This window comes from Streptomyces sp. NPDC059853, assembly GCF_042731495.1.
Classification (GTDB): Bacteria; Actinomycetota; Actinomycetes; order Streptomycetales; family Streptomycetaceae; genus Streptomyces.
Map to the genome: position 1 here is coordinate 1 of NZ_JBHWJL010000157.1, position 11469 is coordinate 11469.

The 11469-nt window shown below is 74.1% G+C and carries 12 protein-coding genes; 2 read left to right on the top strand and 10 right to left on the bottom strand.

What is annotated here, in order from left to right; translation table 11 throughout:
• Window positions 1–42 precede the first annotated feature (42 nt).
• The gene (locus ACFV5N_RS17280) at window positions 43–855 is read right to left on the bottom strand and encodes a trypsin-like serine peptidase (protein ID WP_385600154.1); all 813 of its coding nucleotides are present in this window, start codon (window positions 853–855) and stop codon (window positions 43–45) included.
• A 300-nt stretch (window positions 856–1155) separates the two neighbouring features.
• Between ACFV5N_RS17280 and ACFV5N_RS17285 the strand changes: the two genes are divergently transcribed.
• Both ACFV5N_RS17285 and ACFV5N_RS17290 read left to right on the top strand, forming a co-directional pair.
• Window positions 1156–1800, top strand: coding sequence for a phosphatase PAP2 family protein (locus tag ACFV5N_RS17285; protein WP_385600157.1), 645 nt, complete (start codon window positions 1156–1158; stop codon window positions 1798–1800).
• A 1-nt stretch (window position 1801) separates the two neighbouring features.
• A complete protein-coding gene (locus ACFV5N_RS17290) occupies window positions 1802–1969 on the top strand; it encodes a hypothetical protein (RefSeq protein ID WP_385600159.1) in 168 nt (55 codons plus the stop codon).
• Here ACFV5N_RS17290 and ACFV5N_RS17295 read toward each other — a convergent pair.
• From ACFV5N_RS17295 to ACFV5N_RS17335, 9 genes are all read right to left on the bottom strand, one after another.
• Window positions 1962–3509 carry a hypothetical protein gene (locus tag ACFV5N_RS17295; RefSeq protein ID WP_385600162.1) on the bottom strand — a complete coding sequence of 516 codons (1548 nt, stop codon included), beginning with the start codon at window positions 3507–3509 and terminating at the stop codon, window positions 1962–1964. The two genes, ACFV5N_RS17290 and ACFV5N_RS17295, sit on opposite strands and share 8 nt — an antisense overlap.
• Entirely contained in the window at window positions 3496–4179 is a 684-nt protein-coding gene (locus tag ACFV5N_RS17300) for an ATP-binding cassette domain-containing protein (RefSeq protein WP_385600165.1), read from the bottom strand. The genes ACFV5N_RS17295 and ACFV5N_RS17300 overlap by 14 nt, the downstream gene beginning before the upstream one ends.
• Complete coding sequence (locus ACFV5N_RS17305) at window positions 4176–4949, bottom strand: alpha/beta fold hydrolase (protein WP_385600168.1); 774 nt, start codon at window positions 4947–4949, stop codon at window positions 4176–4178. The genes ACFV5N_RS17300 and ACFV5N_RS17305 overlap by 4 nt, the downstream gene beginning before the upstream one ends.
• 106 nt (window positions 4950–5055) lie before the next feature.
• A complete protein-coding gene (locus tag ACFV5N_RS17310) occupies window positions 5056–5541 on the bottom strand; it encodes a heat shock protein transcriptional repressor HspR (protein WP_385600171.1) in 486 nt (161 codons plus the stop codon).
• Window positions 5542–5545: 4 nt separating this feature from the next.
• On the bottom strand, window positions 5546–6748 hold the full coding sequence (gene dnaJ, locus ACFV5N_RS17315; protein WP_385600174.1) for a molecular chaperone DnaJ: 1203 nt from the start codon (window positions 6746–6748) through the stop codon (window positions 5546–5548).
• A 54-nt stretch (window positions 6749–6802) separates the two neighbouring features.
• Entirely contained in the window at window positions 6803–7561 is a 759-nt protein-coding gene (gene grpE / locus ACFV5N_RS17320) for a nucleotide exchange factor GrpE (RefSeq protein WP_385600177.1), read from the bottom strand.
• A complete protein-coding gene (gene dnaK / locus ACFV5N_RS17325) occupies window positions 7558–9432 on the bottom strand; it encodes a molecular chaperone DnaK (protein WP_385600180.1) in 1875 nt (624 codons plus the stop codon). Before dnaK ends, grpE begins: the two co-directional genes overlap by 4 nt.
• Window positions 9433–9543: 111 nt before the next feature.
• Window positions 9544–10419 (bottom strand): peptidoglycan recognition protein, encoded by an 876-nt coding sequence (locus ACFV5N_RS17330; protein ID WP_385600183.1) that lies wholly within the window; start codon window positions 10417–10419, stop codon window positions 9544–9546.
• Between the two features lie 7 nt (window positions 10420–10426).
• Window positions 10427–11071, bottom strand: coding sequence for an NADPH-dependent F420 reductase (locus ACFV5N_RS17335; protein ID WP_385600185.1), 645 nt, complete (start codon window positions 11069–11071; stop codon window positions 10427–10429).
• Window positions 11072–11469: the final 398 nt, after the last annotated feature.

Genomic DNA, 11469 nt, shown 5'->3' on the forward strand with positions numbered 1-11469 from the left:
CGGAGAGTACGCCGCCGTGCACGGCGTCCCGGACCGGTCGCGCTAGGGCGTCGCCGCCACCGCGGCCGCCAGCAGGTCCTCGGCCTCCGGCGGGAAGGGGCGGCCGACCACCGTGCCGGTGCCGGTGCCCGCCGACATCACCGCCACCACCGTGCCGGTGCCGGTGGCGGGGTCGTACCCCTGGAGCCAGGGGCCGCCGCTGGTGCCCTCGGTGAGGTCGCAGTCCTCCAGCAGCAGCCCGCCCGCGTTGGCGGGCGGCGCGTCCGGGCCGTCGAGCACCTGGGTCGGGCCCGAGCAGGACCGCAGCGACTCACCGTCGTACGGGGCCGCCGCCGGGTAGCCGAGCACGGCCACGTCCTCACCGGCCGGCACCGGCGCGAACGCCAGCGTGTTCGCGCCGTGCGTCTGCTGGAGGGTGCGCCCCGCCTTCCGCTCCACCGTCAGGAACGCGTAGTCGTGGGGCAGCAGTTCGGCGATGTCCCCGCCTTCCCGTGGCTGCCACGCGGCGGGGGTGTGGAAGGACAGGACCCGCCAGCCGTCCTCCCGATAGGTCCCCAGACCGTGGTCGTAGGCGGGGACGAACCACACCTCGGCGGGCGGCTGCGGCCGGTCCGGCGCGCTGACGCAGTGCGCGGCGGTGGCGACGACGCTGCCGCCCGGCGCGTCCACGACGGCGCCGGAACACACCCCGAGCCGGCCGCTGTCGTCCAGCTCCCAGAGGATCTTGCCGACCGTGCCGAGCGCGCCGTCCGCCCACGGCTCGGAGGCCAGCGCGGCGGGGGCGGTGAGCCCGTGCCCGGTGACGGTGAGCACGGCGGCGGTGGCGGCGGACAGCAGCCGGCGGGGGACGTCCATGCCGGACACGCTGCGCGTGGCGCGGTGCCATGTCCAGCCGCGCCACTCGATCGGGTGAAGAGGTCACGGTCCGGTAACGCGACGATGGTGCCGGGTGGTCTGAGGAGTGGGGACGGAGGGCAGCAACGTCCCTGCGGCGCCCGCCTCCTGACGTGGAGCGGGACCCCCGCCCCGGCGCGGCCGGCCCACGACGGAAGGACACCACCATGCGCCCACACCACCCCCGGACGCTCCCCTTTCCCCGCCCCGCGGTCCGCGCGGTGACGGGCCGTTCGGCCGGCTGGGGCCTAACCTGCCCCAATGGCCCGCTCATTGCTGACCGCCGCCGTGACCGGCGCGCTGTTCACGCTGCTGACGGTGGCGGTTCTCCTCCACGGCCGGGAGCCGTTCGGGATCGACACCGCGCTCACCGGCTGGTTCCTCGATCACCGCTCCCCGGGGCTCACCCGGCTGGTCACCGCCGTCACCGATACCGGGACGGGGGTGGTGCCGATCCTGGTGATGGCCCTGGCCGGGGCGCTGGCCGGGCGGCGTTCCGGAGCGCCGGTGATCGGCGCACTGGCGGGCGTGGGGGCGCTCGTGACGGGGCAGTTGCTGCGGTACACGCTGGTGTGGAGCATCGACCGCCCCCGGCCGCCGATGCCGGACTGGCTGACGCACGTGAACGGTCCGTCGTTCCCCTCCGGTCACACCACGACCACCGCGCTGGCCGGGTTCACCCTGATCACCGTGCTGCTGCTCACGGTACGGCGCGGCTGGCCGCGCACGGCGGCCGTGGCGCTGGCCGGCTGCTGGACGGTGGCGGTCGGTCTCAGCCGGATCTATCTCGGCGTCCACTGGTTCACCGATGTGGTGGGTGGCTGGCTGCTGGCGGGCTGCCTGGTGTCCCTCGTCCTCCCGGCCGTTCCCGCGCTGGCCCCCAAGCGGATGGCTCTGCCGGTCTGATGTGCCCGCGCCCCGCGAGGGCGGGGCCGCGGGAGCGGAGGAAGAGGAGCGGCAGCGTCCCGAGCGCGAGCGGCACCGCGGCGGACGGCCGGGCGGGTTCTCCTGCGACGACGCCCGGGAGTGGCTGACCGAGGACCAGCGGGAGTGGTGCGAGGCGCTGTTCAGCTGATCGCGTACCGGACGGTGCGGCGCACCCATCCCGCCGTGCCCGCCGCCACCGCCAGCGCCCACGGGAGCGCCGCCCACAGCGGCATCCCCGGCGCCGGGGCCAGCAGGGCCAGTGTCACCAGGGGCCCGCGGACGTGCCACAGCGCGGTCTGGAAGGGGCCGGTGTTCCCGGCCGGAGTCTCCACCCCGACCATCACGTGTGGCGGGACCTGCCCCCGGTAGGAGCTGACCAGCGCCGCCCCCACCAGTGCGGGGGCGGTGGCCGCGAGCAGCACCCCGCCGGGTGCGAGCGCCGCGACGAGCAGCAGCGCCGGCACCGCGCCGTGCCGCAGGGCCAGCGTGCCGGGCGCGTACGGCAGCTGGCCGGCGCGCCGGGTGTCGTCGCTGTCCAGTCGGGCGGGTTCGGTGAGCGCCCCGGCCGCCGGGTAGGCGGCGACCAGCGCGGCCGACGGCCATCCGGCGTGGGCCAGCAGCACCGCGGCCCCCGCCCACAGCGCAGCCGCCACCAGCCGTCCGGGGGTGCGCAGCAGTCCGGTGGCGTCCCGCCACGGCACCAGCAGGGCGCGCCGCCGGGGGACCGGCAGCCGCAGCCGCACCGGCCGCGCGGGCGGGCGGCCGGTGTCGCGCACCACCGCACGGGCCTGCCGCAGATTGCCCGTCAGCACCGAGGCGGCCAGCAGCGACCCGGCCGCCGTGCGGGTGCGCAGCGCCGCGGCCGGGATCGCGCCCGCCGCGCGATGGGCCACCAGCAGCAGCCACCCGGTGCCCGCCGAGCCGGCCAGCACCGCCAGGGGCCACCACGAGGCGCCGCCGAGGCCGAGCGCCGCCGCCAGCGGCGCCACCGCCCAGCCCCACGGCCCGCTCCACAGCAGCCCGGTCCCCGCTGCCGCCGCCAGACCCAGCACGGCCACCAGGGCCGCCGCCGCGCGGAACAGCCGCCGGCCGTGCCGGGCGACCGCGGCCTCGTACCGTTCGACGAGTGTGCCGGTCGCCACCGCCAGCAGTCCGGTGAGCAGCCCGCCCCACGCCCCGGCCGCCACGACCGGGGCCCAGACCACCTCGCCACCCGGCACCATCGCCCGCAGCAGGAACCCGGCCGCCGCACCGGCGAGCAGCGTCGTCACCCCCACCCGGGCCACCGCGGCCCACCAGTACGGCAGCAGCAGCCGGCGCCGGTCCACCGGGGTCGGCAGCAGCCAGCTGACGACCTCACCCGGCAGCCGCACCGGCCCGCGCCACACCGCGGTGCGCGCCGCGCCGTACAGCGCGAGGGCCAGCAGGGCGGGCAGTGCGCCCGGCAGCGCCTCCAGCAGCGCGGCCGTCCGGCCGTTGACCCACAGCCCGCCGCCCGCGCCCGCGGCGGCGGTACGTCCGGCGTCCACCAGATACGGCACCAGCCAGAAGGCGACGGTCAGCGAGACTCCGTACAGCAGCAGCGCGTCCGCGCGCCGTTTGGCCCGCCGCTGGGGGCCGGTGAGCCGGTACAGATGACGCAGCGCGTCCTGCGGGCTCCCGGCCAGGTCCCGCCTACCGTCCCGCACGGGGCCGCACCGTCACCGCGCCGTCGTCGAACTCCACCAGCCGGTCCGCCAGGCCCGGTTCCGCCGCGAGCGCCGCGTCATGGGTGGCCAGCAGGATCGCCGTTCCGGACGTCCGCTTGCGCTGCGCCAGCCGGGCGCCGAGGGACGCCCTGGCCCGGGCGTCCAGCCGCTGCTCCGGCTCGTCCAGGACCAGCAGGTCGTGCGGCCTCACCAGCGCGGCGGCCAGCAGCATCGCCTGGGTCTGGCCGGAGGACAGCTCGCGGGGCAGCGCGTCGGCGCGCCCGGTCAGCCGGTGTTCGGCCAGTTGCCCGGTGACGGCCTGCTCGGCGGCGTCGCCCGCGCCGTGGGCGAGGGCGATGAGCATCAGGTGCTCGCGCACCGTCAGATCCGGGTAGTAGGCGGCGGGGTCGAGGGCGGTGGCGATGCGGGCCCGGGTGCCGGGGTCGTTCTCGTCCACCGGCCGGCCGGCGAACAGCACCTCGCCCGCTGTCGGCCGCAGCCGCCCGGTCGCCAGGCGCAGCAGGGTGGACTTGCCGCAGCCGTTCGGGCCCAGCAGCACCACGCACTCCCCCGGTGCCACCCGCAGCGAGACGGAGCGCAGCACGGGGGTGTCCCCGTAGGCGTGGCCGACGTCGTGCAGCGCGAGCAGCGCGGGGTCCGGTCCGGTCATGCCAGGAACTCCCGTACCGCCCGCGCGGTGCCCGCCGGGTCCTCGTCGTGGATCCAGTGGCCGGTGCCGGGGAACTCCAGCAGCCGGGTGCCGGGGCGCCGCGCGGTCATCTCGCGCGCCAGCGGCGCGGGCAGCAGGGTGCTGTGCTCGCCGTGCAGCACGAGCGCGGGGCAGCGGGAGCCGAGCCAGACCGGCCACCAGTCGCCGACGCCGCCGGACTGCACCTCCATCATCGTGTCCCAGTCGAACAGCAGCCGCCAGCCGCCGTGTCCGGGGTCCGGGACGGCGCTGGCCATGAAGTACGAGACGTCCGGTACGCCGGCCGCCTCGATCGCCGCCGCGAGCGCCTCGCGGGTGGGGGCGCTGGCGGGCCAGCCGCGTACGTCCAGCACCGGGTGGGCGATCTCCGGCCGCCGCATCACCGGGCCGACGTCCTCGATGATCAGCGCGGAGACCAGATCGGGGCGGTGGGCGGCCAGGTGGTAGGCGATGATCCCGCCGAGGGAGTGGCCGAGCACCGCGACGGGCCGCCCGGGGACCAGTTCGGTCAGCAGCCGCTCGGCGTCCGCCACGAACCGGTCGATGCCGAAGCCGCCCGCGCGGGGCGGGCAGTGGCCGTGGCCGCGCTGGTCGGGGGCGATGACCCGGAAGGCGGGGCCGAGATCGGCGGCGAGCCGTGCGAAGACCGCGCCGCGGCCGAAGCTGCCGTGCAGCGCCAGCAGGGGTATGCCGTCACCACCGGAATCGAGTCCGGGTCCTGTCCCTCGCATGAACGCAGCTTCTCATTCCCTCGTGGCGGGCGGCCCGGGTTTTCCCCGGCCCCCGCACGCGCGGGGGCCCGGTGCGGTATCCGCACCGGGCCCCACCGCTGCCGGTTCAGCCGCGCCGCTCGGGGCGCCAGACCACGACGGCGCCCTGGTGGGTGACGTCCTGGTACGGCACCAGGTCGCGCCGGTAGGAGGCGTGCACCTGGGCCTCGCGCTGCCGCATCGCCAGCGCCGCGCCCTCCAGCGCCTGCTGCATCTCGGCGACCTGGGAGCGCAGGACGGCCACCTGGTGTTCCAACTCGATGATCCGCTTGATCCCGGCGAGGTTGATGCCCTCGTCCTGGCTCAGCCGCTGCACCTCGCGCAGCAGTTGGATGTCGCGCGCGGAGTACCGCCGCCCGCGCCCGGCCGTGCGGTCCGGGCAGACCAGGCCGAGCCGGTCGTACTGCCGCAGGGTCTGCGGGTGGAGACCGGACAGCTGAGCCGCGACCGAGATGACGTACACCGGGGTGTCGTCGGTCAGCGGGCCGGGACCCGCCCCACGGCCTCCACCTGGTGAGCGGGACCCGGTTCCTGGTGCGTTCCAGCCGTCCATCTCGTCACTCTCCCTTCGCGGCCTCGAACAGCGCCGCCCGGGGATCCTCGTCCCCGGCTGCCGCTCGGTACTCCTCCAGGGCCTTGCGCGCCGGCTCGCTCAGATCGCGCGGGACCACTACCTCTATCGTGACCAGCAAATCACCGAGCGAACCGTCCTTGCGCACCGCGCCCTTGCCCCGGGCGCGCATGGTGCGCCCGCCGGGGGTGCCGGGCGGGAGCTTCAGCGTGACGGGCGGTCCGCCGAGGGTGGGCACCGAGATCTCGCCGCCGAGGGCCGCCTCGGTGAAGCTCACCGGCACCGTAATGGTCAGATTGTCACCACGGCGGCCGAAGACCGGGTGGTCGTCCACATGCACGACCACATACAGATCGCCGGCCGGACCGCCGCGTTCGCCCGGGGCGCCCTTGCCGCGCAGCCGGATGCGCTGCCCGTCGCCGACGCCCGCCGGAATGCGCACCTGCATGGTGCGCGAACTGGTCGCCCGGCCGCTGCCCCGGCACACGGAGCACGGGTCCTGGGCGATCAGGCCCCGGCCCTTGCAGTCCACGCACGGATCGGTGAGCGAGAAACCGCCGCCGCCGCCGCGGCTGACCTGGCCGGTGCCGACACAGGTCGGGCACACCCGGGGGGTGCCGTTCTTGTCGCCGGTGCCCGAGCACGCCTTGCACGCCGCGCTGGAGGACATCCGCAGCGGCACGGTGGCGCCCGAGACCGCCTCGGTGAAGCTGAGCGTCACCTCGGACTCCACGTCCTGCCCCCGGCGCGGCGCGGTGGTACGGGTCCCCGCGCCGCCCCGGTTGAACAGTCCGCCGAAGACATCGCCGATGCCCCCGCCGCCGAAGCCGCCGGCCGGGCCACCGGGACCACCCGGCCCGCCGGGCCCGCCCGGGGTACCGCCGAAGAGGTCACCCAGGTCGAAGTTGAACTGCTGGCCGCCCGCCCCGGGACCGGGCCGGAAGCCGCCACCGCCGAACAGGGCGCGCGCCTCGTCGTACTCCTTGCGGCGTTTCACGTCGCCGAGCACGTCGTAGGCCTCGGAGACGTCCTTGAACCGCTCCTCGGCGCGGGCGTCGCCCTTGTTGGCGTCCGGATGGTTCTCGCGGGCGAGCTTCCGGTACGCCTTCTTGATCTCCGCCTCGGTGGCGTCGCGCGGGACACCGAGGACCTTGTAGTAGTCCTTCTCGATGAAGTCCTTGGTGCTCATCCCCGGCATCCCTCCTCCCCGATCGGTCCGTTCAGCAGCCGCATTCCCTCCGCCTCAGCCCTCGTCCGAACCGGCGGCACCGCTGCCGCCGGCCCCGTTCTCCGGCTCGGTGGACGCGGCGCCGTCCTCCTGCTGGTCGGGCTTCGCCTCGTCCCCGGCCGGACCCGCCGCCTGCGCGGGCTGGGCGCCCGGCTGCGGCTCGGCGACGCCGACCCGCGCGGGGCGGATCGTCCGGTCGCCGATCCGATACCCGGGCTGGAGGATCTGCACGCACGTCGTCTCGGTGACATCCGGCGAGTAGCTGTGCATCAGGGCCTCGTGGATCGTCGGGTCGAAGGGCTCGCCCTCCTTGCCGAACTGCATCAGGCCCATCTTGGCCGCCACCGTCTCCAGCGACTCGGCCACCTGCTTGAAGCCACCCACCAGTTCGCCGTGGTCCCGGGCGCGGCCGATGTCGTCCAGCACCGGCAGCAACTCGGTGAGCAGGTTCGCGACCGCGATCTCCTTGACGGCGACCCGGTCACGCTCCACCCGGCGGCGGTAGTTCTGGAACTCCGCCTGGAGCCGCTGGAGGTCCTGGGTGCGTTCGTTCAGCGCCGAGCGGGTCTGGTCGAGCTGCGCGGTCAGCGCCACCTCGACCGAGGGCTGCCCGGCGTCACCGCCCGCGCCCGCACCGGCACCCTCACCCGGGCCCTGCGCCGCCCCGCCGTCCGGCTGCTCCGGCTCGGCGGGGGCGGCGTCCGGGTTCGGATGCGCGGCCTCGGTGTCGGGGACCTCGGGCTCCTTGTCGAAGCCCTGCGGGTCCTGGGTCACGCCGCACCACCCTTCGGCTTGTCGTCGTCCACGATCTCGGCGTCGACGACATCGTCGTCGCCGCCGGCCGCACCACCCTGGGCACCGCCCGCCGCGCCCGCGCCCGCGCCGGCACCCGCACCGGCCGCCTGGGCGCCCTGCGCGTCGGCGTACATCGCCTGACCCAGCTTCTGGCTGGTGGCGGCGACCTTCTCGGACGCCTCGCGGATGGCCGCGGTGTCCTCGCCCTTCAGCTTCTCCTTGAGGTCGGCGACCGCGGTCTCCACCTCGGTCTTCACCTCGTCGGGAACCTTCTCGGCGTTCTCCTTGAGGAAGTTCTCCGTGGTGTAGACGAGTTGCTCGGCCTGGTTGCGGGTCTCCGCGGCCTCGCGGCGGCGGTGGTCCTCGTCGGCGTACTGCTCGGCGTCGCGCATCATGCGCTCGATGTCGTCCTTCGGCAGCGCGGAGCCACCGGTGACGGTCATCCGCTGCTCCTTGCCGGTACCGAGGTCCTTGGCGGAGACGTGCATGATGCCGTTGGCGTCGATGTCGAAGGTGACCTCAATCTGCGGGACGCCGCGCGGCGCCGGGGGCAGACCGGTCAGCTCGAACATCCCGAGCTTCTTGTTGTACGCCGCGATCTCGCGCTCGCCCTGGTAGACCTGGATCTGCACGGACGGCTGGTTGTCCTCGGCCGTGGTGAAGATCTCCGAGCGCTTGGTCGGGATCGTGGTGTTGCGCTCGATCAGCTTGGTCATGATGCCGCCCTTGGTCTCGATACCGAGGGACAGCGGGGTGACGTCCAGCAGCAGGACGTCCTTGACCTCACCCTTGAGCACACCGGCCTGGAGGCTGGCGCCGATGGCGACGACCTCGTCCGGGTTGACGCCCTTGTTGGCGTCCTTGCCACCGGTCAGCTCGCGCACCAGCTCGGCGACGGCGGGCATCCGGGTGGAGCCACCGACGAGCACCACGTGGTCGATCTCGGACAGCTGGATACCGGCGTCCTTGATGACGTTGTGGAACGGGGTCTTGCAGCGCTCCAGCAGGTCGGCGGTCAGCTGCTGGAACTGCGCCCGGGTGAGCTTCTCGTCCATGTGCAGCGGGCCCTCGGCGGACGCCGTGATGTAGGGCAGGTTGATCGTCGTCTCGGTGGACGAGGACAGCTCGATCTTGGCCTTCTCGGCGGACTCGCGCAGCCGCTGGAGTGCCATCTTGTCCTTGCTGAGGTCCACGCCGTGCGCGTTGGCGAACTGGCGCACCAGGTGATCCACGACCCGCTGGTCCCAGTCGTCACCACCGAGGTGGTTGTCACCGTTGGTGGCCTTGACCTCCACCACGCCGTCGCCGATCTCCAGCAGCGAGACGTCGAACGTACCGCCACCGAGGTCGAAGACCAGGATGGTCTGGTCGTCCTTCTCCAGGCCGTAGGCGAGGGCGGCGGCGGTCGGCTCGTTGACGATCCGCAGCACGTTCAGGCCCGCGATCTCGCCGGCCTCCTTGGTGGCCTGCCGCTCGTGGTCGTTGAAGTACGCCGGGACGGTGATCACCGCGTCGGTGACCTTCTCGCCCAGGTAGGCCTCCGCGTCCCGCTTCAGCTTCTGGAGGATGAACGCGGACATCTGCTGCGGATTGAAGTCCTTGCCGTCCAGGTTCACCTTCCAGTCGGTGCCCATGTGACGCTTGACCGAGCGGATGGTCCGGTCCACGTTGGTGACGGCCTGCCGCTTGGCGACCTCGCCGACGAGCACCTCACCGTTCTTGGCGAAGGCGACGACGGACGGCGTGGTCCTGGCGCCCTCGGCGTTGGTGATGACGGTGGGCTCACCGCCTTCGAGAACACTGACGACGGAGTTCGTCGTGCCCAGGTCGATGCCGACCGCTCGTGCCATTTCGGTTTCCTCCAGCACTGTTGAGTGAATCTGACTCAAGAGTGCCGCAGGCGGTGACCGACGTCAAATGACCTGAGCGAACCCGGCTCAACTCTTATCCCATTCTTACGCTCAAGGGGGACCGACCGGCATCCGCGGCTCCCGCACCGCCTCCTCCTCCGGCTCCGCCGGGGCCTGCGGAGCCCCCGCCCCACCGGTCGCGGCCCGCGCCGCCTCCGACCGCAGCCGGGCGGCCTCGGTACGGATCGCCGGCAGCGCCGCGTATAGCGCCTCGCCGGGACAGTGCGTGTACGAGGTGTCGCGGTGCCCGGAGATCACCTCCACCTCCACCGCCGCGCCCTCCTCGAACCGGCTGTCGCCGTTCGTGGACACCAGCTGGGTGCGCGCCCGCGGATCCGCCCCGGAGCGCAGCTTCCAGGCGGCGATGCGGGCGATCGCGTCCAGCACCTCGCGGGGCGGCTCCAGCTGGTCGTAGGTGCCGAGCACCGCGATCCCCACCGTGTCGCTGTTGAAGCCCTCGGTGTGCGCCCCGTACGCGTTGCGCTCCAGGCCGCCGGAGCGGCCCTCGTAGATCGTGCCGCACTTGTCGACCAGGAAGTTGTAGCCGAGGTCGTCCCAGCCGCGCAGCCCCACGTGGTACGCGTACATCTCGCGCAGCAGCTCGGGCGCCTCGGCGCAGTCGTAGGTGTCCGGGTGCGCGGTGTGGTGCACGAAGACGGCCTTGACGGCGCCGGTGTAGGTGGTCGGCCCCGACCGCAGCGTCTCGTCCGCGCCCCACTCCGCCCGGGTGACGATCCCGGGCGGGCGGGCGATGGCCGCCTGGGTCACGGACTCGGCGTCCCGCGCCCGGTCGCCGCCCGCCTCGTGCTGCCCGGCGCCGTGCACCCCGTCCCAGGTCACCAGCAGCGCCAGCGGCAGGACGGCGGCGGCCAGCGCGAAGCGGCGCCGGGTCGGCCCGGCGGCGGTGATGTCGCTCGTCTCCCTCACGCCACCCCTAGGAAATGATCTTGAGCGCGCCGGCCCAGTCGAAACCGAGCCGGTCCTGGACCGTCATGAGCAGGAACTGGAACCCCTCCAGCTCGCGGGCCCGGCGCAGCGGCCCGACATCCAGCGGACGCAGCTCGCCGGAGGAGACCAGTTCGGCGACGGTGGCCTTGGCCCCCTCGTCGTCACCGGCGATGAACACATCCAGCCGCTGGCCGGCCACCTCCCCGGCGAGCAGCGTGCCGGCGAAGGTGGTGTTGAACGCCTTGACCACCGGCACGCCCGGCGCGGCCTCGGCGGCGATCTCCTCGGCCGCCGAGACGCCGGGCGGGGTGAGCAGCGCGTCGAAGGTGCGGAAGTCCACGGGGTTGCAGATGTCGACGACGACCGAGCCGGTGAGCGCGGTGCCGTAGTCGGCGACCACCTCGCGCGCGGCGGGGTAGGGCACGGCGAGGACGACGATGTCGGCGTCCTCGACCCCGATGGCGTCGGAGGGCTGCACGTGCCCGGCCGGGTGCGCCTGGCGCAGTGCGTCGGCGAGGGCGCGCGCCTTCTCGGCGGAGTGGTCGATGAGTCGTACGGTGTGCCCGCCGACCAGGGCGCGGGTGGCGATGCCCCGGGCCATGCTGCCGGCGCCCACAATAGTGACGATCATGGGCATATCGCACCACGCGGGCCGGGACCCCGCACGTCGGCCCACCCGCCCGGGGCGCCCACCGGCCTTGGAATCGTCCGCGCGGGGCAGGCATCGGCCATGATCCGGTCCGCCGTCCCGCCCCACCCCCGCCCGGCGGCGGCGTACGCCCGGACGCGGCCGGCCGGGACGGGCCCGCCCGCCGTCCACCGCACCGGATGTTTCCACGGGGGCCGGTGAAGTGGGTACCCTCATACGAAGCCGTCAAGTTACTGCCCAGTAAGACCGACAGGAGCTGACATGCAACTGGCCGCGATCGTTGTGTCGCTGGTGCTCACCGCTGTCGCCGTGGCGCTGTTCGCCCGGGCGGTCGTGGAGATCGTCCGCTTCGTCCGGCTGGGCCAGTCCGTGCCCGCGGG

Excerpts from the sequence above, each read along its gene's own strand:
- ACFV5N_RS17280 (WP_385600154.1), bottom strand. The coding sequence starts at position 855 with ATGGACGTCCCCCGCCGGCTGCTGTCCGCCGCCACCGCCGCCGTGCTC.
- ACFV5N_RS17285 (WP_385600157.1), top strand. The coding sequence starts at position 1,156 with ATGGCCCGCTCATTGCTGACCGCCGCCGTGACCGGCGCGCTGTTCACG.
- ACFV5N_RS17300 (WP_385600165.1), bottom strand. The coding sequence starts at position 4,179 with ATGACCGGACCGGACCCCGCGCTGCTCGCGCTGCACGACGTCGGCCAC.
- ACFV5N_RS17305 (WP_385600168.1), bottom strand. The coding sequence starts at position 4,949 with ATGCGAGGGACAGGACCCGGACTCGATTCCGGTGGTGACGGCATACCC.
- ACFV5N_RS17310 (WP_385600171.1), bottom strand. The coding sequence starts at position 5,541 with ATGGACGGCTGGAACGCACCAGGAACCGGGTCCCGCTCACCAGGTGGA.
- dnaJ (WP_385600174.1), bottom strand. The coding sequence starts at position 6,748 with ATGAGCACCAAGGACTTCATCGAGAAGGACTACTACAAGGTCCTCGGT.
- dnaK (WP_385600180.1), bottom strand. The coding sequence starts at position 9,432 with ATGGCACGAGCGGTCGGCATCGACCTGGGCACGACGAACTCCGTCGTC.
- ACFV5N_RS17335 (WP_385600185.1), bottom strand. The coding sequence starts at position 11,071 with ATGATCGTCACTATTGTGGGCGCCGGCAGCATGGCCCGGGGCATCGCC.